The sequence below is a fragment of the Streptomyces sp. NPDC005181 genome, from assembly GCF_040608395.1.
Taxonomy (GTDB): domain Bacteria; phylum Actinomycetota; class Actinomycetes; order Streptomycetales; family Streptomycetaceae; genus Streptomyces.
In genome coordinates this window covers 45,936-65,275 of the sequence record NZ_JBEXID010000018.1, presented here as the reverse complement: position 1 = coordinate 65,275, position 19,340 = coordinate 45,936, and the positions used below count along the sequence as shown (strand labels likewise).

20 protein-coding genes and 2 pseudogenes are annotated in these 19,340 nt (G+C 68.9%); 8 read left to right on the top strand and 14 right to left on the bottom strand.

Going from position 1 to position 19,340, the window contains the following annotated elements; genetic code table 11:
* The first annotated feature begins 63 nt into the window (after positions 1–63).
* Both ABZV38_RS14900 and ABZV38_RS14895 read left to right on the top strand, forming a co-directional pair.
* Positions 64–1,420, top strand: a pseudogene (locus ABZV38_RS14900) (3-oxoacyl-ACP reductase).
* Between the two features lie 5 nt (positions 1,421–1,425).
* The gene (locus tag ABZV38_RS14895) at positions 1,426–2,301 is read left to right on the top strand and encodes a MaoC/PaaZ C-terminal domain-containing protein (RefSeq protein WP_356327257.1); all 876 of its coding nucleotides are present in this window, start codon (positions 1,426–1,428) and stop codon (positions 2,299–2,301) included.
* A gap of 11 nt (positions 2,302–2,312) precedes the next feature.
* On the opposite strand, the gene ABZV38_RS14890 is transcribed toward ABZV38_RS14895, so the two are convergent.
* From ABZV38_RS14890 to ABZV38_RS14870, 5 genes are all read right to left on the bottom strand, one after another.
* Positions 2,313–2,948, bottom strand: coding sequence for a TetR/AcrR family transcriptional regulator (locus tag ABZV38_RS14890; protein WP_356327256.1), 636 nt, complete (start codon positions 2,946–2,948; stop codon positions 2,313–2,315).
* Between the two features lie 352 nt (positions 2,949–3,300).
* Positions 3,301–3,597 carry a DUF4229 domain-containing protein gene (locus tag ABZV38_RS14885; protein ID WP_356327208.1) on the bottom strand — a complete coding sequence of 99 codons (297 nt, stop codon included), beginning with the start codon at positions 3,595–3,597 and terminating at the stop codon, positions 3,301–3,303.
* Positions 3,598–3,684: 87 nt separating this feature from the next.
* Complete coding sequence (locus ABZV38_RS14880) at positions 3,685–4,209, bottom strand: GNAT family N-acetyltransferase (RefSeq protein ID WP_356327207.1); 525 nt, start codon at positions 4,207–4,209, stop codon at positions 3,685–3,687.
* 140 nt (positions 4,210–4,349) lie between these two features.
* A complete protein-coding gene (gene mqnE, locus ABZV38_RS14875; RefSeq protein WP_313937840.1) occupies positions 4,350–5,513 on the bottom strand; it encodes an aminofutalosine synthase MqnE in 1,164 nt (387 codons plus the stop codon).
* Between the two features lie 102 nt (positions 5,514–5,615).
* Entirely contained in the window at positions 5,616–6,071 is a 456-nt protein-coding gene (locus tag ABZV38_RS14870) for an Lrp/AsnC family transcriptional regulator (protein WP_030928011.1), read from the bottom strand.
* 132 nt (positions 6,072–6,203) lie between these two features.
* Between ABZV38_RS14870 and ABZV38_RS14865 the strand changes: the two genes are divergently transcribed.
* Positions 6,204–6,338, top strand: coding sequence for a hypothetical protein (locus ABZV38_RS14865; RefSeq protein ID WP_356327206.1), 135 nt, complete (start codon positions 6,204–6,206; stop codon positions 6,336–6,338).
* 23 nt (positions 6,339–6,361) lie between these two features.
* Here the strand turns inward: ABZV38_RS14865 and ABZV38_RS14860 are convergent, their stop codons facing one another.
* Positions 6,362–7,024: a UbiX family flavin prenyltransferase gene (locus tag ABZV38_RS14860; RefSeq protein ID WP_030928013.1), complete on the bottom strand. Its 663-nt coding sequence runs from the start codon at positions 7,022–7,024 to the stop codon at positions 6,362–6,364.
* A 167-nt stretch (positions 7,025–7,191) separates the two neighbouring features.
* Between ABZV38_RS14860 and ABZV38_RS14855 the strand changes: the two genes are divergently transcribed.
* Positions 7,192–7,800, top strand: a complete 609-nt coding sequence (locus ABZV38_RS14855; protein WP_356327205.1) for a rhomboid family intramembrane serine protease — start codon at positions 7,192–7,194, stop codon at positions 7,798–7,800.
* On the opposite strand, the gene mqnP is transcribed toward ABZV38_RS14855, so the two are convergent.
* Positions 7,790–8,662, bottom strand: coding sequence for a menaquinone biosynthesis prenyltransferase MqnP (mqnP, locus tag ABZV38_RS14850; RefSeq protein ID WP_356327255.1), 873 nt, complete (start codon positions 8,660–8,662; stop codon positions 7,790–7,792). The genes ABZV38_RS14855 and mqnP overlap by 11 nt on opposite strands.
* Before the next feature lie 41 nt (positions 8,663–8,703).
* Positions 8,704–10,161, bottom strand: a complete 1,458-nt coding sequence (locus tag ABZV38_RS14845; RefSeq protein WP_356327204.1) for a menaquinone biosynthesis decarboxylase — start codon at positions 10,159–10,161, stop codon at positions 8,704–8,706.
* A gap of 89 nt (positions 10,162–10,250) precedes the next feature.
* Here ABZV38_RS14845 and ABZV38_RS14840 point away from each other — a divergent pair, with 89 nt between their 5' ends.
* The 4 genes and pseudogenes from ABZV38_RS14840 (at position 10,251) to ABZV38_RS14825 (ending at position 13,173) form a co-directional block, all read left to right on the top strand.
* On the top strand, positions 10,251–10,655 hold the full coding sequence (locus ABZV38_RS14840; RefSeq protein ID WP_356327203.1) for a PLD nuclease N-terminal domain-containing protein: 405 nt from the start codon (positions 10,251–10,253) through the stop codon (positions 10,653–10,655).
* Positions 10,656–10,803: 148 nt separating this feature from the next.
* The gene (locus ABZV38_RS14835) at positions 10,804–11,286 is read left to right on the top strand and encodes a nucleoside deaminase (protein WP_356327254.1); all 483 of its coding nucleotides are present in this window, start codon (positions 10,804–10,806) and stop codon (positions 11,284–11,286) included.
* Positions 11,279–12,244, top strand: coding sequence for a 2-oxoglutarate and iron-dependent oxygenase domain-containing protein (locus tag ABZV38_RS14830; protein ID WP_356327202.1), 966 nt, complete (start codon positions 11,279–11,281; stop codon positions 12,242–12,244). The genes ABZV38_RS14835 and ABZV38_RS14830 overlap by 8 nt, the downstream gene beginning before the upstream one ends.
* Before the next feature lie 129 nt (positions 12,245–12,373).
* Positions 12,374–13,173 (top strand): annotated as a pseudogene (locus ABZV38_RS14825) (hypothetical protein).
* Between the two features lie 21 nt (positions 13,174–13,194).
* Here the strand turns inward: ABZV38_RS14825 and ABZV38_RS14820 are convergent.
* The 6 genes from ABZV38_RS14820 to ABZV38_RS14795 all read right to left on the bottom strand — a co-directional run bounded on the left by ABZV38_RS14820 (position 13,195) and on the right by ABZV38_RS14795 (position 19,314).
* Positions 13,195–13,734, bottom strand: coding sequence for an SRPBCC domain-containing protein (locus tag ABZV38_RS14820; RefSeq protein ID WP_356327201.1), 540 nt, complete (start codon positions 13,732–13,734; stop codon positions 13,195–13,197).
* A gap of 57 nt (positions 13,735–13,791) precedes the next feature.
* Positions 13,792–14,883 carry a c-type cytochrome biogenesis protein CcsB gene (gene ccsB, locus ABZV38_RS14815; RefSeq protein ID WP_356327200.1) on the bottom strand — a complete coding sequence of 364 codons (1,092 nt, stop codon included), beginning with the start codon at positions 14,881–14,883 and terminating at the stop codon, positions 13,792–13,794.
* The gene (locus tag ABZV38_RS14810; protein WP_356327199.1) at positions 14,880–16,625 is read right to left on the bottom strand and encodes a cytochrome c biogenesis protein ResB; all 1,746 of its coding nucleotides are present in this window, start codon (positions 16,623–16,625) and stop codon (positions 14,880–14,882) included. Before ABZV38_RS14810 ends, ccsB begins: the two co-directional genes overlap by 4 nt.
* A 5-nt stretch (positions 16,626–16,630) precedes the next feature.
* On the bottom strand, positions 16,631–17,368 hold the full coding sequence (locus ABZV38_RS14805; RefSeq protein WP_356327253.1) for a cytochrome c biogenesis protein CcdA: 738 nt from the start codon (positions 17,366–17,368) through the stop codon (positions 16,631–16,633).
* Between the two features lie 31 nt (positions 17,369–17,399).
* Positions 17,400–18,011 (bottom strand): TlpA disulfide reductase family protein, encoded by a 612-nt coding sequence (locus tag ABZV38_RS14800; protein WP_356327198.1) that lies wholly within the window; start codon positions 18,009–18,011, stop codon positions 17,400–17,402.
* Between the two features lie 67 nt (positions 18,012–18,078).
* A complete protein-coding gene (locus tag ABZV38_RS14795) occupies positions 18,079–19,314 on the bottom strand; it encodes a hypothetical protein (RefSeq protein ID WP_356327197.1) in 1,236 nt (411 codons plus the stop codon).
* Positions 19,315–19,340 lie beyond the last annotated feature (26 nt).

Sequence of the window (19,340 nt, the reverse complement as noted above, 5' to 3'; positions counted from 1 at the left end):
CTCCTGACTCTTGAGTAACCTTACTCCGCAGTAAAATCTACGACCGCGCAGGGAGTCTGGACAATGGCCGACCGCTATCTGCACTTCACCGGCACAGCACCCGGCCGATTTCTGACCGGGAAGCTCGGCCTGCCGCAGCCGGCGCGGCTGCGCCGCTGGTCGCTGGAGACGCAGTCACTGGACGGCCCGCTGCTGCACCTCGCTGCCGGGGACTCCGCTGCTGCACCTCGCTGCCGGGGACTCCGCCGTTGCGCAGGAGCTGGGTGCGGTTCTCGCCGCGACCGGCCTCACGGTGGTCCGGAGCGCCGGACAGGCGCCCCGTCCCGCGGGAATCGTGGTGGACGCGACGGCAGTTGCCACCGCCGCCGGGCTCGGGGACGTGCACGCCGCGCTGCATCCTGTCGTACGTGCGCTGGCGCCGGGCGGCCGGATCGTGGTCGTCGGGGTGCGGCCGTCGGCCGACGACCACCATCAGGCGGCCGCCCGGCAGGCCCTTGAGGGGTTCGTGCGCTCGCTCGGAAAGGAGATCGGCAGGGGCGCCACCGCCCAGCTGCTCCGGATCGAACCGGATGCGACCGCCTCGGCCGAGTCCACTCTCCGGTTCCTGCTCTCGCCCCGGTCCGCGTACGTCAGCGGCCAGGTCGTCGAACTCACCGGCGCCACGCCCGATCCGACCGCCGACTGGGCCGCGCCTCTCGCCGGGCGCACCGCACTGGTCACCGGTGCGGCGCGCGGCATCGGCGCCTCGGTCGCGTCGGTCCTGGCGCGGGACGGCGCGCAGGTCATCTGCCTCGACATCCCGCAGTCCCAGGACGAGTTGGCACGTACCGCCGACCGGCTCGGCGCGTCGGCCCTGCCGCTGGACATCACCGCGGACGACGCCGCCGAGCGGATCGCCGCCGCGGTCCCCGGCGGCCTGGACGTCCTCGTCCACAACGCGGGCGTCACGCGCGACCGGCGGCTCGCCAACATGCCCGCCGACCGCTGGGCCCAGGTCGTCGAGGTCAACCTCGACAGCGTGCTGCGCACCACGGACGCGCTGCTCAAGGCGGGCACCATCAACCGGGGCGGCCGGATCGTCGCCACCGCGTCCATCGCCGGTATCGCGGGCAACAACGGTCAGACGAACTACGCGGCCAGCAAGGCGGGCATCATCGGCCCGGTCCGTTCCCTGGCCCCGCGCGCCGCCGCCGACCACGGCGTCACGGTCAACGCGGTCGCCCCCGGATTCATCGAGACCAAGATGACCGCGGCGGTTCCGCTCTTCATCCGGGAGGCGGGCCGCCGGATGAACTCCCTGGCGCAGGGCGGCCTTCCGGTCGATGTCGCGGAGACGACCGCATGGTTCGCCCAGCCCGCTTCGACGGCCGTGAACGGCCAGATCGTGCGGGTCTGCGGCCAGAACCTGCTCGGGGCGTGACGCCGATGCCGGCCACCGCCACCTCCCGAGGTCTGACGGCATCACTGATACGCGGCGCTGTCACGTCCCCGTTCAAACGGGCGGGCCGGTCCGGCGCCGCGCTGCCGGCCGACCGCCTGGTCGCCCGGGACGTACGGATCGCGCCCGGCCCCCTCGCCTCGTCCAGCAGGATCTGCGGCTTCTCCGAGTCGGGCACGCTGCCGCTTACGTACCCGCATGTGCTGGGCTTCCCGCTCGCGATGCGGCTGATGACCGGGCGGAGCTTCCCGCTTCTCGTTGCCGGGCTGGTCCACACCTGGATCGAGATCACCGGGCACCGGGCACCGCACCCCGCGGATGCACTCGAACTGACCGTTTACGCAGATGGGTTGACGACTCATCGACGGGGCACCGAAGTCACGGTGGTGACCGAGGCGCGGTCGGGCGGCGAGCTGGTGTGGGAGTCACGCAGCGGCTATCTTTCCCGCCACATGACACGCGGGGCCTCGCCCGCTGCCGCGGCCGGGCCCCCCGCCCCCGCACTCCCCGCCGTCGAACTCCCCGCCCTCGCCGAGTGGCGGCTGCCCGGCGATCTGGGCCGCCGGTACGGCGCCGCGTCGGGTGACCGGAACCCCATCCACCTGTATCCGCTCACCGCCCGGCTGTTCGGCTTCCCGAGGGCCATCGCTCACGGCATGTGGACGGTCGCCCGCTGCCTGGCCGAGTCCCCCGAACCGGGCAGGATCCGTTACGTGCGGGCCGACTTCAGGGCCCCGGTCCTGCTCCCGTCGACCGTGACATACGCGGCGGACAGCGCGGGCACCACCTTTCAGCTCCGTAGCAGCGGCCGCATCCACCTCACCGGGTCGACGGCGCGGGACGGTGCGCGGCCGCGGTCCTGACCGGTCGGCCGTTACGTCCGAGCGGCTGCCTGGGCCCGCGGCGCCCACGGGCGGCCGTGCATGAGGTTCTCCAGGCCCGCCCACGAGAAGTTCATCAGCGTGGCCGCAGCTTCCTTCGCCGAGACGCCCGGGGTGTCGTTCGCCCAGCCGGCAAGCGACTCCGCGGCGCCCACGAGCGCCTGCGCCAGGCCCGAAACATCGCGGTCCGGGAGCGTCGGATCGTGGTGCGCCTCGCGCGCCGCAGCGCCGATCAGACCCGTCACGAACGCAACGATCTCGTCCCGCAGCACCATGACCTCGGTGGCGAACGGCTCCCCGTGCGTACGTGCCTGCCGGTGCAACACCGCCCAGCCGTCCGGGTTCTGCGCGGTGTGCGTGAAGAAGGCCCGTAGCCCGGCCCACAGCTGCCGATCCGCCGGCAGCCCCGGCTCCACCTCCGACTGCACCGCCGCGACCAGCGCCTTTGCCTCGCGTTGGATACAGGCGGTGAAGAGTTCCTCCTTGGAATTCAGGTACAGATAGACCAACGGCTTGGACACCCCGGCCAGCTCCGCGATCTCGTCCATCGAGGCGGCCCGGTAGCCACGCTGCCCGAAAGTCTGCACCGCGGCGTCCATCATCTGCTGCTCGCGCACGGCGCGCGGCATCCGTTTGCTCTTCACAGCACCCACGTCCGACTTCCTCCCACCCCACTGCGCCACTCCTCGGCAAGAGTACGGCGCAGGCTCCTCACGCGTCGTCCGGAGACGCCTTCCAGAGCCGCCGAGTGGCCGGTTTCACCCCCGACGAAAGGCACACCGGAGTCACTGCTGACCGGCCCGACAGCGGACAGCCCGGAAGTGGCCTTCGAACACCCCTGACCGGGCCGCGGGGAATGCAGAGACCCCAGCACGGGAGCGCATGCTCCGGCACTGGGGCTTCGAACGAACACGGTGCGCGTGTGAGGAACCTTACGGAACCCTTACCCCGCCCTCACGCGGAACCGCGACACCAACGGCACTACGGGGCGACGCCGTCCTCCTGGCCCTGATTGGCCGCCAGCCGGGCCTTGGCACGGTCGATCTTGGGGGCAATCTGCATGGACATCTCGTCGCGCTGCTTGCGCAGCAGGACATAGCTGAGGGGCGCGGAGAGCAGAAGAGCGAGCAGGATGATCCACATGACGTTGGATCCGCCGAGTCCGGAGGGCAGCGCACCGTAGCTGACAGCCACAGCGACGACGGCGAGACAGCCGACGAAGATACTGAGGCGCATCAGCGTGTACCGGATCGTTGCGCTCGGCTTGGCAGCGGACACGGCTGGCCTTCTCTCTACGTACGACAACCCTGCCCGACCAGTGAAGCATGCCCCGAATTCGATCACTTCGGCGGGCAGGCCGGTGAGTCAGCCCAGCGGGAGCAGCATGATGATGTCGTCGCGGTCGTCCCCGTCGGCGACCCGGATCGCGCCGGGCACCCGGCCGACCTCCTTGTATCCGCACGCCCCATAGAAACGGTCGGCCCCGGTTCCGCCCCGGCAGGTGAGCCGGATGGCCTCTATGCCGTCGGTCCCGCGGGCAGCCTCCGCCGCGGCGGACATCAGCGCGCGGCCGTAACCCTTGCCCTGGTGGCCGGGGTGGACCATCACCGTGTAGAGCCAGAGCCAGTGGGACATCAGCCGGTGGGTGTTGCGGACCAGGAAGGCCGTGGCGGCGACGGCGCCCTTGCCGTCGTAGCCGACCAGCAGGCGGGTGCGCCCCTCGGCCATCGAGACGAGGTGCTTGACCAGCTCGGGCCGGATGTCCTCAGTGGTGACGGGCGGCACGAAGCCGACGGCGCCGCCCGCATTGGAGACATCGGCCCAGAGTGCACAGATGCCGTCCCGGAGGGTGCTGTCGAGCTTGGGATCCACCTCAAATGTAAGCGCCATAGTGGCAGATTAGCCATTACAGTGGCGTTGCCTCAAACGCCGTCCACCACGCGAGAAAGCCCCGGCCGGGGACGGCGGCCGGGGCTTTCGTACAGAGAGATCCGCGCCGGGCAGTTCGACGGCGGAGCAAACCGGCCGCGTCAGACCCGCATCGGCTGCGGCGACTCGCGGCGCTCCGCGTCCGGCCCCGGGTACTCGCGGATGATCTCGTACCGGGTGTTCCGCTCGACGGGGCGGAAGCCCGCGTCCCGGATCAGGTCCAGCAGATCGTCGCGGCCGAGCTTGTTCGGCGTGCCGTAGTTGTCCGCGTCGTGCGTGATCTTGTACTCGACGACCGAACCGTCCATGTCGTCCGCGCCGTGCTGGAGCGCGAGCTGGGCGGTCTGCACCCCGTGCATCACCCAGAAGACCTTGACGTGCGGGACGTTGTCGAAGAGAAGACGCGAGACGGCGAACGTCTTCAGCGCCTCGGCACCGGTCGCCATCGTCGTCCGCGCCTGCAGCTTGTTACGGACCTTGCCGTCCTTCATGTCCACGAAGTCGTGCTGGTAGCGCAGCGGGATGAAGACCTGGAAGCCGCCGGTCTCGTCCTGCAGCTCACGCAGCCGCAGCACATGGTCGACGCGGTGACGCGGCTCCTCGATGTGCCCGTACAGCATCGTCGCCGGGGTCTTCAGACCCTTCTCGTGCGCGAGGCGGTGGATGCGCGACCAGTCTTCCCAGTGGGTGTTGTGGTCCACGATGTGCTGGCGGACCTCCCAGTCGAAGATCTCCGCGCCGCCGCCGGTCAGCGACTCCAGACCGGCCTCGATCAGCTCGTCGAGGATCTCGGAGGCCGAGAGCCCGGAGATGGTCTCGAAGTGGTGGATCTCGGTGGCGGTGAACGCCTTGAGGGAGACCTGCGGAAGGGCTTCCTTCAGCGCGCTGAGGGAGCGCGGGTAGTAGCGCCACGGCAGCGTGGGGTGGAGCCCGTTGACGATGTGCAGCTCGGTGAGGTTCTCGCCCTCCATCGCCTTCGCGAGACGGACGGCCTCCTCGATGCGCATGGTGTACGCGTCCTTCTCGCCCGGCTTGCGCTGGAACGAGCAGTACGCACACGACGCGGTGCACACGTTCGTCATGTTGAGGTGCCGGTTGACGTTGAAGTGCACGACGTCGCCGTTCTTGCGCGTGCGCACCTCGTGGGCGAGGCCACCGAGCCAGGCCAGATCGTCCGACGCGTAGAGGGCGATGCCGTCCTCACGGGTCAGCCGCTCCCCTGCGCGGACCTTCTCCTCCAGCTCGCGCTTGAGCCCGACGTCCATGCGGCTGCCTCCCAGATGTCTCTGACGTGCTGTGCGATACGTGCGCTCCCCCGGAACACCCGGTGGAACCCCGGGTCACCCGGGGGCTCCACCACGTTACGCCTACGACTCCTCGGGAAGTTCCCCGACCCGGTTCTCCCACTTGGTGGAGAGCACGATCGTGGTGCGGGTGCGGGAGACGCCCTTCGTACCGCTGAGCCTGCGAATGGTCTTCTCCAGGCCGTCGACGTCACCGACACGCACCTTGAGCATGTACGAGTCGTCGCCCGCGATGAACCAGCAGTCCTCGATCTCCGCGAGGTCCTTGAGCCGGCGTGCGACGTCCTCGTGGTCGGCGGCGTCGGAGAGCGAGATGCCGATCAGGGCCGTGACCCCGAGACCGAGCGAGGCGGCGTCGACGGTGGCGCGGTAGCCGGTGATGACACCGGCGGTTTCCAGCCGGTTGATGCGGTCGGTGACGCTGGGCCCGGAGAGCCCGACGAGCCGTCCCAGCTCGGCGTACGAGGCCCTGCCGTTCTCCCTGAGGGCCTGAATGAGCTGCCTGTCCACCGCGTCCATATGACTGAAACCTTCCATTGTTCAGCAGTACCGCGAGTTTACGTATAGAATCTAAGGCATGCAGGGTTCACACCCTGCAGATCTTTCCGATTTTCAAAGAAGTTCTTTCGAATCCTCAGGAGTGAAGACACCGTGTACACGATCGAGATGGCCTACGCCCGGATGCGCGAACTGCAGGACCTGGCCAACCGCTCGCGTGCCCACCAGCCCGCCGCCGCGCGCGAGGTCGACAGGACCCGCACCCAGCGCGCCCCGAAGAAGCGCTGACTCCCGGCCCCACCGGCCCGGCCTCAGTCACGGGAGCCACCGAGCTCCCCCTCCCACCGGCGGTACAGCCGATGCGGCACCCCTGCCGCGTCCAGCACCCGCCCCGCGACGAAGTCCACCAGATCCTGGATGTGCGTCGCGCCTGCATAGAACGCCGGAGAGGCGGGCAGCACCACGGCGCCCGCCTCGTCCAGGGCCACCAGATGCTTCAGCGTCTGACCGTTCAGCGGAGTCTCGCGCACCGCGACGACCAGCTTCCGCCGCTCCTTGAGCGTCACGCTCGCGGCCCGCTGCAGCAGATCCTTCGAAAGCCCGAGCGCCACTCCGGCCACACAGGCCGTCGAGGCCGGCACGATCAGCATCCCCTTCGCCGGGTACGAACCCGAGGACGGCCCGGCCGCGAGGTCACCGGCCGCCCAGTGCCGCACCCGGTCGACCTCCACATCGAAGGTGTGCGGTTTCCCGTCCGCCCCGCGCGCCAGCCAGCTCCGCAGGTCCTCCTGCCAGTGCGCGTCGCGGAAGGCGATCCCCGTCTCGTCCAGCAGCGTCAGCCGCGAGGCCCGGCTCACCACCAGATCGACGCTCTCCCCCGCGGCCAGCAGACCGCGCAGCACGGCGGCGGCAAATGGTGTGCCCGAAGCACCGGAAACCCCGACAATCCAAGGCTGCCGCTGCTGCTGACTCACTGAAGTCCCGGATTCCACACACCCGAGCCTATCCGGCGCACGGCCTGCGGAACCGAGCGAGGGGTTTCGGGCGTTCCGACAGTTGAAGGACAGGCCAGGGACAGGGCCGCGGACGGCCATGGACGGGCCGCGGACGGCTGTGAACAGGCCACGGACAGGGGGGCGGCATGACCGGTACCCGTACAGGCACCTCCGCACGGGCGATGACGGCCGGCGCACTGATGCTGGGCTGGATCGCCCTGCTGTGGGTGCTCGAATCCATCGACATGGCGACCGGCCAGGCGCTCGACACCTACGGCATCACCCCGCGCGAGCCGGGCGAGCTGCTCGACATCGTGCCCGCCGCGTTCCTGCACAGCGGGTGGGAGCATGTCGCCTCCAACACCCTCCCCCTGCTGATCCTCGGCTTCATCGCCGCCCTCGGCGGGATACGCCGCTTCGCCGCCGTCGTCCTCACCGTGATCGTTGCCAGCGGCCTCGGCGTCTGGCTGACCGCGCCGCCGCACACGGTCACGCTCGGCGCGTCCGGCGTCGTCTTCGGCCTCTTCGGCTATCTGCTGGTCCGCGGCTTCGTCGACCGCAGACCGCTCGACATAGTGATGGGCGTCGTGATCGCCGTGGTCTACGGCTCACTGCTGTGGGGCGTCCTGCCGACCGACTCCGGGATCAGCTGGCAGGGACATCTGTTCGGGCTGATCGGAGGGGTGGGCGCGGCGTTCGCGTTCCGCCGCCCGCGCCGTGCCACCCGCCCCGTGCCCCCTGCTTTTACGGTGTGAGGCCGCGCACCAGCAGATCCAGCAGGGCGCATGCGAACAGCGCCATCCCGATGAACCCGTTGACGGAGAAGAACGCCCGGTTCAGCCGGGACAGGTCGTGCGGCCGCACCACGCGGTGCTCGTACACGAACGCCACGGCGACGATCACCATGCCGATCCAGTAGAAGAGTTCCGCGCCCGTCGCGAGCCCGAACCAGACGAGCAGCCCGGTCGTCACCGCGTGGCAGACCCGGGCACCCCAGAGCGCCGCCGGGATGCCGAAGCGGGCCGGGACCGAGCGCACGCCGTGCGCACGGTCCGCCTGGACGTCCTGGCAGCCGAAGATCAGGTCGAAGCCACCGATCCAGACACCGACCGCGAGACCGAGAATCACCGCGTCCCACGACCAGCTGCCGGTGACCGCGATCCAGGCGCCGATGGGCCCCATGGCCTGCGCGATGCCGAGGATGGCGTGCGGGTAGTGGGTGAACCGCTTGCCGTACGGATAGACGACCATCGGTACGACCGCGATCGGCGCGAGCGCCAGACAGAGCGGGTTCAGCAGGGCGGCGGCCCCGAGGAAGACGACGACGGCGACGAGTGCACCCGTCCACGCCGACCTCACGGTGACGGCACCGGTGACCAGCTCGCGGCCCGCGGTACGCGGGTTCCGTGCGTCGATCTCGCGGTCGATGATCCGGTTCGCGGCCATCGCGAACGTACGCAGCCCGACCATCGCGATGGTGACGAGCAGCAGCCGGCCCCAGTGGATGTTCTCGTCGAGCTGGAACATCGCGCTCAGCGCGGCGATGTAGGCGAAGGGCAGCGCGAAGACCGAGTGCTCGATCATCACCAGCCGCAAGAACGCCTTGACCCTGCCCATCGGTTGCGCGGGCCCGGGGCCCAGCGCCGCTTCGGCCGCACTCACAGCCCGTACTCCTTCCACCGGCGGTCGACCTTCGCCGCCGTCTCCGGGTCGGACTCGACCATGTTCGGCCAGCCCCCGTCCCGGGTGTAGCCCTCTTCGGGCCACTTCTTTGTCGCGTCGATGCCCGCCTTGCCACCCCAGAACTGCTGGTAGGAGGCGTGGTCGAGATGGTCGACCGGGCCTTCGGTGACAGTGAGATCCCGGGCGTAGTCGGTGTTGCCGAGCGCCCGCCAGGAAACCTCGTGCAGATCGTGGACGTCGCAGTCGGAGTCCACGACGACGATCAGCTTGGTCAGCGACATCATGTGCGCGCCCCAGATGGCACTCATCACCTTCTGGGCGTGCTTCGGGTACTTCTTGTCGATCGAGACGATCGCACAGTTGTGGAAGCCGCCGGACTCGGGCAGATGGTAGTCCACGATGTCCGGCACGATGATCTTCAGGAGCGGCAGGAAGAACCGCTCGGTGGCCCGCCCCAGCGGCCCGTCCTCGGTCGGCGGCCGGCCCACCACGATCGACTGGAGCAGCGGACGCTTCCGCATGGTCACGCAGTCGATGGTCAGCGCTGGGAAGGGCTCCTGCGGCGTGTAGAACCCGGTGTGGTCGCCGAACGGCCCCTCGGGAAGCATCTTCCCGGGTTCCAGCCACCCCTCGATGACGACCTCCGCGTGCGCCGGGACCTGCAGCGGCACGGTCTTGCAGTCGACCATCTCGATCCGCTTGCCCTGGATGAACCCGGCGAAGAGGTACTCGTCGATGTCCCCGGGCAGCGGGGCCGTGGAGGCGTACGTCACCGCGGGCGGCGCCCCGAACGCGATGGCGACGGGCAGCCGCTCGCCGCGCTTGGCTGCGACCTGGTAGTGGTTGCGGCTGTCCTTGTGGATCTGCCAGTGCATCCCGATGGTGCGCCGGTCGTGGCGCTGGAGCCGGTAGAGCCCCAGGTTCCGTACGCCGGTCTCCGGGTGCTTGGTATGGGTGAGTCCCAGATTGAAGAAGGACCCGCCGTCCTCGGGCCAGGTGAAGAGCGCAGGCAGCTGATCCAGGTCCACGTCGTCGCCGGTGAGGACGACCTCCTGCACCGGGGCGCTGTCCGACTTCACCTTCTTCGGCGGTACGTGCACCATCGAGCCGAGCTTCCCGAACGCTTCGCGCACCCCGACGAAGCCGTGCGGCAGCTCCGGCTTGAGGAGGCCGCCGATCTTGTCGCTGATGTCGGCGTACGACTTCAGCCCGAGCGCCTTCAGCAGCCGCCGGTCGGTGCCGAACACATTCATGGCCAGGGGCATCGCCGAGCCCTTGACGTTCTCGAAGAGCAACGCGGGCCCGCCCGCCTTGTTCACCCGGTCGACGATCTCGCCGACCTCCAGATAGGGGTCGACCTCGGCCTTGATGCGCTTGAGCTCGCCCTCGCGCTCCAGCGCCCGGAGGAGGGAACGAAGATCGTCGTAAGCCATGCGGACAAGTATCGGCCACGGGCTACCCTGGCCCCGTCACCGGGGCGGGACAGCGCCCCGCCATCTCTTTGCGGGGAGAACCCTTCACCATGTTCCGGGCCTTGATCTATCTCCTGCCTCTGGCACTGACGATCTACGCGTTCATCGACTGTCTGAACACCCCGGAGGACGAGGCCAAGCATCTGCCGAAGATCGCCTGGGTCTTCATCATTCTGCTGTTCTGGATCGTGGGTCCGCTCGTGTGGCTGGCCGCGGGCAAGATGCGCCACGCGCCCGCCGGAGGCCGTACGCCGTCGGAATGGCATCGCAACCACCGCCACGAGTGGGTGGCACCGGACGACAATCCGGAGTTCCTGAAGGCGCTGAAGGAAGAGAGCAAGAAGGACGAGTCGCTCCTCAAGGACTGGGAGGCGGATCTGCGCCGCCGCGAGGAGGAGCTCAAGCGCCGCGAGAGCGGGACCGGGCCGGAGGAGTCCGCTCCGCCCGCCTCGTAACCGCGCGGGGTTCACGGATGCAGCAGCTGTCACGTCCGGCGGACGGGCTCGGAAATCAGGCCCGCCCGGCGATTGAGGACGCAGGGCGACCGGAGACCGCACATTGCCCCGGTGTCCCATGACCGGGAGAGTGAACAGCATGAAGGACATGGACGACGGCAGGTGCGGCGCCGGGTGCTCCGGCCGCGACGTCGACAGGGAGCGCCTCGCGACCGCCGTCGCGGAGGCCCGCTCCGGACTGGCCGAGGGCGGCATTCCGATCGGCGCCGCGCTGTACGGGGCGGACGGCTCGCTCCTCGGCCGCGGGCACAACCGCCGCGTCCAGGACGGCGATCCTTCCATGCACGCGGAGACCGCGGCCTTCCGTGCCGCCGGGCGGCAGCGCTCGTACCGTGGCACGACGATGGTGACCACCCTTTCGCCGTGCTGGTACTGCAGCGGACTGGTCCGGCAGTTCGGGATCTCCCGGGTGGTGATCGGTGAGGCGGAGACCTTCCACGGCGGCCACGACTGGCTGGCTCGGCACGGTGTCGAGGTCGTGCTCCTCGACGACGCCGAGTGCACCGCCATGATGCGCGCCTTCATCCAGGACCACCCGGATGTATGGAACGAGGACATCGGCGATGAGTGAGCCCAGGATTCCCACCATCGATCTGCGGCCGTGGCTCTCCGGCGACGCCCAGGCCCGCCGCGAGACCGCCGCGACTGTCGACGCGGCGCTGCGGGCGGCGGGCTTTCTGCTGGTCACCGGGCACGGCGTGGACCCCGCGCTGCGGACCGCGATCCGCGAGGCCGCGCGGGGGTTCTTCCGGCTGCCCGCCGCGGCGAAGGAGCCGTACGCCGTCAAGGTCGGCGGCCGTGGCTGGCTCGGCCCCGGCACCGAGGCCAACGGCTGTGCGGAGGGTACGCAGACGCCCCCGGACCTCAAGGAGTCGCTCTCCTTCGCCGCCGAGGACCCCACCGGCGACCCGGAGATCGACGCCGAGTGGTTCCTGCCCAACACCTGGCCCCGTGAGGCACCCGAGCTGAAGGCCCTGGTGACGGAGTACGTCACGCAGATGCGGACGCTCTCGGACCGGCTGCTGGAGCTGCTCGGTGCGGCGCTCGGCAAGCCCGAGGACTTCTTCACCCGGCACACCACGCATCCCACCTGGGGTTTCAACGTCAACTGGTATCCGGGCACGGAGGTGGTCGGGGAGCCGCAGCCGGGCCAGTTCCGGATCGGCCCGCACACCGACTTCGGTACCGTCACGGTCCTCGACCGGCAGGCCGGCAAGGGCGGGCTGCAGGTCTTCACCGACGAGGGCGGCTGGGAGGACGCCCCGTACGACGCCGAGGCCTTCACCATCAACATCGGTGACCTGATGGCGCGCTGGACGGGCGACCGCTGGCGCTCGGGCCGGCACCGGGTGCTGCCGCCGCCCTCCGACGCCCCCGCCGAGGAGCTCATGTCGCTCGTCTATTTCTATGAGTGCGACCCGCGCACCACGGTCGAGTCGGTGCCCGCGCCGACCGGCCGGGTCTCCCACGAGCCGGTGGAGTCCCACACGTATCTGCGCGCGAAACTGGACGCGATCTCGGTCGGCTGACGAGGGTCCGCGACCGGTCGACGGCACCGCCCGTATCGTTCGAAAATCTTCACCCCTCTCCAACACACCGCCGATATCCTGATGTTGACGGTGTGACAGTTCAGACGTGGTGTCGGCACTGGGGGTGCTGTGGACAGAGAGCTGTACGGGCGCGAGGCGATCTTCGGCAAAGACGGACTTGCGGCGCGTCTGACAGGTCTGACCCCCACCGGCTCCGCCAGGGCCGCCTACGAGCACCGCGACGATCCGCCCGTGGTCGTGCTGACCGGCGGGCGCGGCATGGGCAAGACCGCAGTGCGCCACACGCAGCTGCGGCAGTTCATCAACGCGCTCGGTGCCCGCGGCTGCCAGAACCGGGCATTCACCGTGCTCACCGGCGACGAGGGCTCGTACCTAGGCGGCGACAAGAAGCTCGACCGGAACACGCTGCGCCGGAAGGTGACGGTCCGCTACGCCTCGCTCGCGCACCCGGACGCCTGGGCGGCGGGGGGAGGACGGGGCGAAGGAGAAGGCGGGCGGCTCCCCTGCGGACTACCAGGAGTTCCTGGATCTGCTGGAAGCGGTGGGGAAGAAGCCGGTGGGTCCGATCGGCCCGACCGCTTACCAGGATCTGACCGACGGTCAGGTGATCACCGCGTACGACGCGATGGCGACGGCCGTGCACGGCATCCGGCAGGCGACCCCGGGCGGCAAGCGGCTTCCGGAGCCGGCGGACGTGGGTGAGCAGTGGCCGCGGGTGAAAGCGTCGCTGCGGGTGTCGGGGGGCCAGCGGCTGGATCTGCCTGGACAACCACGGCAACCCGTACAACAAGGCGGTGCCAATGGTGGAGCTGGCGCCGGAGGACGCCTCGCAGCGATTCGTGGCGATCGCCTGGCCGGAGGGGAAGCCCTCGGCGCGGAACTGCCTGCCGCCGTCGTCCGCACCCTGACCGCCACCGCCGCCCGGACCGTCACCCCCCGCCCCGACCGTCGTCCGCCGCGTACCCGTCCCGCAGCTCCTGCCACCGCGTGAGCGTCCGCGCGGACCAGTCGGCCGGACGCCCGTCCAGCGCCTCCACCAGATACTCGAAGTGGTTGTGCCAGCCCGCCAGACAGTCCAGCCGCAGCGCGTCGTCACCGCGGAACTCATTGGTGAAGCGCAGCACCACATGGTCGCCGCGCGGCGGCTCCAGGTGGAAGCGGATCCGGCCGTGCACCCCTTCGAGGGTGTATTCGGCGACCCGCTCGATGTCCCAGGCCGTGACGGTGCCGGAGGCGACCGTGGCGTTCCCGCCCTGGTCGGTGCCCCGCCAGCGCAGCGTGATCGCACCGCCGATGCGCGGTTCGAACGGTTCGGCGGCGGCGAGCCAGTCCCGCAGCCCCTCGGAACTGGCAACGGCTGCCCACACCTGTGACACGGGGTGGGGCAGCCGGAGCGTGAACCGCAGGATGTGGTGGTCGCCGTCGGTCTCCTCGGCGCCACGTTCGATCACGGGGTGCGTGTCGCTCATGGTTCCAGCGTGGCCCGATGGGGCGGGTTCCGCACCCGTACGGATGAGGGGGAGGGCTCAGACGCCGGCGTAGGAGTGCTTGCCGGTGACGAAGATGTTCACGCCGTAGTAGTTGAAGAGCCAGCAGCCGAAGGCGATCAGCGCCAGGTAGGCGGCCTTGCGGCCCTTCCAGCCTGCGGTGGCGCGGGCGTGCAGGTAGCAGGCGTACGCGACCCAGGTGATGAAGGACCAGACCTCCTTGGGGTCCCAGCCCCAGTAGCGGCCCCAGGCGTCGCCCGCCCAGATCGCGCCCGCGATGATCGTGAACGTCCACAGCGGGAAGACGGCTGCGTTGACCCGGTACGAGAACTTGTCGAGGGTCGCCGCGGCGGGCAGCCGGGACAGCACGGACTGGGCGAACGAGCCGGGCTCGACGCCGTTCGCAAGCTTGCTCTCGTAGCTGTCGCGGAACAGGTAGAGCAGTGTGCCGACCGCACCGATGTAGAAGACGGCGCCGCAGATGATGGCGGTGGAGACGTGGATCCACAGCCAGTACGAGTGCAGTGCGGGCACCAGCTGGTCGCTGGAGGTGTAGAGGACGGTGGTCGCGATGCCGAGGTCCAGCAGGACGGTGGTGACCAGCAGCAGGCCCATCCAGCGGACGTTCTTCTTCAGCGCGAGCAGGATCAGGTACGCGGCGACGGCCACCGTGGAGAAGGTGATCGAGAACTCGTACATGTTGCCCCAGGGGGCGCGCTGCACGGACAGCGCGCGGGCGATGACCCCGCCGGCCTCGACGACGAAGGCGAGCACGGTCATGGAGACCGCGATCCGCCCCCACAGATCGCCCTTGAACGTGCCACCGGCGGCGCCGGGCCCGTCCGGGACATCACGCGAACCGGCCGCGGAACGCGTAATGATCTTCGGTCGGTCCAGCACGGCGGTGGCGCCGCTCTTCTCCGCGACCTGGACCTGAATCTTCGCCGAAGAGGCGCCGGCGGCCTCGGCCCCGGTCAGCGCGGCGGCGGTTCGGCCGACCTTGCTGCGGCTGCCGAACACCCACTCCGCGATGTGCGCGAAGAAGGCAATGGTGTAGACGGCCATCGACGAATAGATCAGCACATTGCTGGTGTGCGCCAGATTCTCGTTTGTTGCGGCGGCGAGATTCACTTCTCAGCCCCTTCGGCAGGTTCTTCGGAAAGTGCTTCGGCGGATGCGTCATCGGGCGCGGTGGGCGCCATGTCATGGAGTGTGACGGCGAGATCGGCCAGCTCCTCGGGAAGCTTCGCGGACTCGCTGCGGCCCAGGCCCGCCATCTCGACGACGGTGACGCCGTCCGCGCCGCGTACGGCCCGGACCCAGACCCGGCGCCGCTGGATGAACAGCGACCCGGCCAGACCGGCGATGGCCCCGATGGCTCCGGTGAGCGCCCAGCCGCTGGCGGGCTGCTGGGAGATCTGGAAGCTGGCCCACTGCTCGATGCCTTCGAAGGTGATCGATCCGGCGCCGTCCGGCAGCTTCATCGTCTCGCCGGGCAGCAGCCGCTGCGTCAGCTTGTCGCCCTTGCTGTCCTTGAACGCCTCCATCTTCGAGGTGTTCAGCTGGTACACGTTCTGCGGCAGTCCGGAGTCGACACCGAGGCTGCCGTGGTACCCGTTGAGGGCCAGTACCGGGAAGTCCGCGGCCGGGAACTGGGACAACATCGTCCCCTTGCCGCTGCCCGCGAACGTCGGCACGAAGAACGCCTGGAACCCCAGCTGGTCCTTCCTGCCGTTCTTGCCGCGGTAGCCGTCCATCACCTTGATCGCACCGGTCGAGGTGACATTGCTGTCGATCGGCAGCAGCGGAACGGCGGTCTTGTAGACCTCCTTGCCCTTGCCGTCCTTGACGGAGACGACCGGGGCGTAGCCGTGCCCGATCAGATAGACCTTGGAGCCGTCGACCACCAACGGCTCGTTGACCTTGATGACGGCCGTCTTCGGCTTGCCGTACGCGCCCTCGGAGTACGTGACGTGGGCCTCGTACTTGCGTGGGGTGCCGATCTGCGGCCCGCTGCGCTCGTACGTGCCGACGAACTTGTCGAGGGTGAAGCTGAACGGGGCGAGCGAGTCCGTGTCGTACAGCGACCCGGATTTGAAGTCGTCGTACTGGGTCAGCGTGTTGGAGAAGCCGTCGCCCTGGACGATCAGCTTGCCACCCTCGGACTTGAAGAGCTGCCCGGTGGCGAAGGCCACCAGCATGACGAACAGCGCGACGTGGAACATCAGGTTCCCGGCCTCGCGCAGATAGCCCTTCTCGGCGGCCACCGCGTCACCGGCGGTGTGCGCCCGAAAGCGCCGCTTGCGCATCATCGCGAGCGCGGCCTCCCGGACCTGCTCGGGTCCGACGTCGGTGCGCCACGTCGTGTACGCGGGCAGCCGGGTCAGCCTCTTGGGGGCGCCCGGCGGCCGGCTGCGCAGCTGGCCGATGAACTGGCCGGTGCGCGGCACGATGCAGCCGATGAGGGAGATGAACAGCAGGATGTAGATCGCGGAGAACCACACCGAGCTGTAGACGTCGAAGAACTGGAGCTTCTCGTAGATCGGCGTGACGGTGGTGTGGGCTTCCTTGAAGGTCTGCACCTTCAGCTCGTCCACGCTGTTCTGCGGGATCAGCGAGCCGGGGACGGCCCCGAGCGAGAGCAGGAAGAGCAGGATCAGCGCGACCCGCATCGAGGTGAGCTGGCGCCAGAACCAGCGCGCCCAGCCGATGACGCCCATGGCGGGCAGCGTGGCCAGGGCCTCTTCGCGCGGTGCCGTGGAGAGCTGCGAGCCGGCCGCGCCGAGCTCGGCCGCGTTCTCCCGCTCCTGCCGGCTCTCGCGCTCGCGCTCGTTCGCGCGCTCTTCGGCCGCGTTGGTCTTGGTGTTGCTCATGGAACTCAGATCCCCACCGTGAAGCCGTTGGACCAGCCCTGCAGTTCCTGCATCATGCTGCTCCACACACCGGTCAGCAGGAGCAGTCCGGTCACGATCATCATTGCGCCGCCGATCCGCATGACCCATACGTAGTGGCGCTTGACCCATGCGAAGGCGCCGAGCGCCTTGCGGAAGGCAACTGCGGCCAGTACGAACGGCAGGCCGAGCCCGAGACAGTACGCCAGGGTCAGTACGGCCCCGCGCCCGGCGGTCCCCTGTTCGAGGGCGAGTGTCTGCACCGAGGTGAGCGTCGGGCCGAGGCACGGCGTCCAGCCGACCCCGAACAGCACCCCGAGCAGCGGCGCTCCGGCGAGGCCGGACACCGGCCGCTTGTGGATGCGGAATTCGCGCTGGGTCATCCAGGGCATCAGACCCATGAAGAAGACGCCCATCAGGATCATCAGGACGCCGAGGATCTTGGAGATGACCTCGCTGTGATCCTGCAGCCGCTGCCCGAAATAACCGAAGAGCGCACCGCCGGAGACGAACACGGCGGAGAAGCCGAGCACGAAGAGCGAGGCGCCGACGACCATGCGCCCCCGTCTGGCCTGGGCCAGATCGGTCCCGCTGACCCCGGTGACGTACGAGAGGTAGCCGGGCACCAGCGGCAGCACGCACGGCGAGAAGAACGAGACCAGTCCGCCGAGTACGGCGATGGGCAGGGCCACCAGAAGAGCCCCGTTGAACACAGTCGTGTTCATGCCCGTGGTCGCGGCGAGCGTGAGCACGTGATCACTTCTCCGCGATCAGCGGGTCGATCATCTTGTGAAGCTTGACGTCGTCGAGGGCGACGAGGGTGCGGGCCGCGATCTTCCCGTCCCGGTCGATGACCACGGTCGACGGAATGGCCTGCGGGTTCAGTGTGCCCTTGGGGAAACGCAGAATGAGCTTGCCGATCGGGTCGAAGAAGCTCGGGTAGGTGATGCTGTTGTCCTTCTCGAAGTTCACCGCCGGACCCTTCTCGGCGTCCCGGGTGTTGATCCCGATGAACTGGACACCCTGACTCGCGGTCTCCTTCGACACCTTCGCGAAGTGCTTGGCCTCCAGCCGGCAGGGGCCGCACCACGAACCCCACACGTTCAGCACGACGACCTTGCCCTTGTAGTCGGCGATGTCGAGGGGCTTGCCGTCCAGCGTCGCTCCGTCGAGCTTCGGCGCGTCCCGGCGGTCCGCCTTGGCCACGGTGGAGATCCCGCCACTGCCGGTGACGAAGTGGGAGTTGCCACCACCGCCGGCCTTGTTGCCGTCACCGCCGCAGGCGGTCAGGGTCAGCGCCAGTGCGGCGGCCGCTGCGGGGGCGGCGAGCAGGGTGAAGCGGCGTCGGGGTGCGCGGCCAGAGCTCATGTGAAAAGTTTCGCATGGCGGTATCGGGGATCTTGCGCACCCCCCTCGGTGCCCGTAAAGCCCGTTGTCAGACCTGTTTAAAGAAGGTGTTCCAGCCACCCTGGGGCGACTCGCCGACCTCGAGGGTACGAAGCTTCGCGAGCACGGCCGGGTCCTGGACATCGAGCCAGTCGACGAACTGCCGGAACGACACGAGCCGCACATCCGGCTTCCCCGCGATCCTTTTGATGACCTCCTCGACCGCATCCATATAGATGCCGCCGTTCCACACCTCGAAGTGGTTGCCGATATAGAAGGGCGCACGATTCGTTTCGTATGCCCGGTCGAAACCGGCGAGGTACGCCTGCATGGCCTGCTCGCGCCAGGCCGGAAAGCGCGACGGTATTCCCTGGGTGGAATTGTTCGACTGGTTCGCGAGTATGTTGTAGTCCATCGACAGCACTTCGAAGGTGCGCCCGGGGAACGGTATGCCCTGGAGCGGAAGATCCCACAGGCCCTGGCGCTTCTCCGGCCAGACCTGGATGCCACCGGGCGAACTCGCGTCGTAGCGCCAGCCCAGTTTGCGCGCGGTGGGCAGCAGATTGTCCTGGCCGAGCAGACAGGGGGTGCGGGAGCCGATGAGTTCCTTGCGGTAGTCGAACGGCAGCGGGTCGAGATCGGTCCAGCCGGTATTGGTGCGCCATTCGGTGACGAAGGAGACCGCCTGGTCGATTTCGTTCTCCCACTGGCCGGACGTCCAGTGGGCGACCGATCCGGAACCGGCACAGAAATGCCCGTTGAAGTGCGTGCCGATCTCATGACCGTCGAGCCAGGCCCGGCGTACGTGGCCCAGCGTCTCCTTGATGTGGGCATCGGTGAGATAGCCGATGGCGGAGGCACCGATGCCGTTGTCCGGCGGCCGGTAGAGAGATTTCTTCGACTCGGGCAGCAGATAGAGCCCGGAGAGGAAGAAGGTCATCGCCGCGTCGTGCTCCTTGGCGAGTTCGAGAAAACGCGGGAAGAGACCGGTGCCGACCTCGCCCGCCCCGTCCCAGGAAAAGATTACGAACTGCGGCGGGGTCTGCCCGGGTTCCAGCGGAACCGGCGCGGAAGGCTGGTTCGGCTGCTCTCCGGTGTCAGCGGTGGAACCGTCCCCGATCTCCCGGACGTCCTTGCCCCCGGCACCCTTTCCGTCGGCCCTCCCCTCCCCGGGGCCCGGACGAACTCTTTCGGAGGAGTGCGGGGAACTGCAGCCCGCCAGCCCGATGGCAGCCGCGGCCCCCAGTCCGGCTCCGAGCAGGCTCCTACGGCTGATGTCGCGCATGGCGCCCCCATTTGCGGTCGTTTTAC

Coding starts and splice junctions, on each gene's coding strand:
- mqnP (WP_356327255.1), bottom strand. CDS start 8,662: ATGGGCAGGGTCAAGGCGTTCTTGCGGCTGGTGATGATCGAGCACTCG.
- ABZV38_RS14855 (WP_356327205.1), top strand. CDS start 7,192: ATGACCGGTACCCGTACAGGCACCTCCGCACGGGCGATGACGGCCGGC.
- ABZV38_RS14840 (WP_356327203.1), top strand. CDS start 10,251: ATGTTCCGGGCCTTGATCTATCTCCTGCCTCTGGCACTGACGATCTAC.
- ABZV38_RS14835 (WP_356327254.1), top strand. CDS start 10,804: ATGGACGACGGCAGGTGCGGCGCCGGGTGCTCCGGCCGCGACGTCGAC.
- ABZV38_RS14845 (WP_356327204.1), bottom strand. CDS start 10,161: ATGGCTTACGACGATCTTCGTTCCCTCCTCCGGGCGCTGGAGCGCGAG.
- ABZV38_RS14830 (WP_356327202.1), top strand. CDS start 11,279: ATGAGTGAGCCCAGGATTCCCACCATCGATCTGCGGCCGTGGCTCTCC.
- ABZV38_RS14800 (WP_356327198.1), bottom strand. CDS start 18,011: ATGAGCTCTGGCCGCGCACCCCGACGCCGCTTCACCCTGCTCGCCGCC.
- ABZV38_RS14820 (WP_356327201.1), bottom strand. CDS start 13,734: ATGAGCGACACGCACCCCGTGATCGAACGTGGCGCCGAGGAGACCGAC.
- ABZV38_RS14795 (WP_356327197.1), bottom strand. CDS start 19,314: ATGCGCGACATCAGCCGTAGGAGCCTGCTCGGAGCCGGACTGGGGGCC.
- mqnE (WP_313937840.1), bottom strand. CDS start 5,513: ATGGACGTCGGGCTCAAGCGCGAGCTGGAGGAGAAGGTCCGCGCAGGG.
- ABZV38_RS14890 (WP_356327256.1), bottom strand. CDS start 2,948: ATGCCGCGCGCCGTGCGCGAGCAGCAGATGATGGACGCCGCGGTGCAG.
- ABZV38_RS14805 (WP_356327253.1), bottom strand. CDS start 17,368: ATGAACACGACTGTGTTCAACGGGGCTCTTCTGGTGGCCCTGCCCATC.
- ABZV38_RS14810 (WP_356327199.1), bottom strand. CDS start 16,625: ATGAGCAACACCAAGACCAACGCGGCCGAAGAGCGCGCGAACGAGCGC.
- ABZV38_RS14870 (WP_030928011.1), bottom strand. CDS start 6,071: ATGGACGCGGTGGACAGGCAGCTCATTCAGGCCCTCAGGGAGAACGGC.
- ABZV38_RS14880 (WP_356327207.1), bottom strand. CDS start 4,209: ATGGCGCTTACATTTGAGGTGGATCCCAAGCTCGACAGCACCCTCCGG.
- ABZV38_RS14895 (WP_356327257.1), top strand. CDS start 1,426: ATGCCGGCCACCGCCACCTCCCGAGGTCTGACGGCATCACTGATACGC.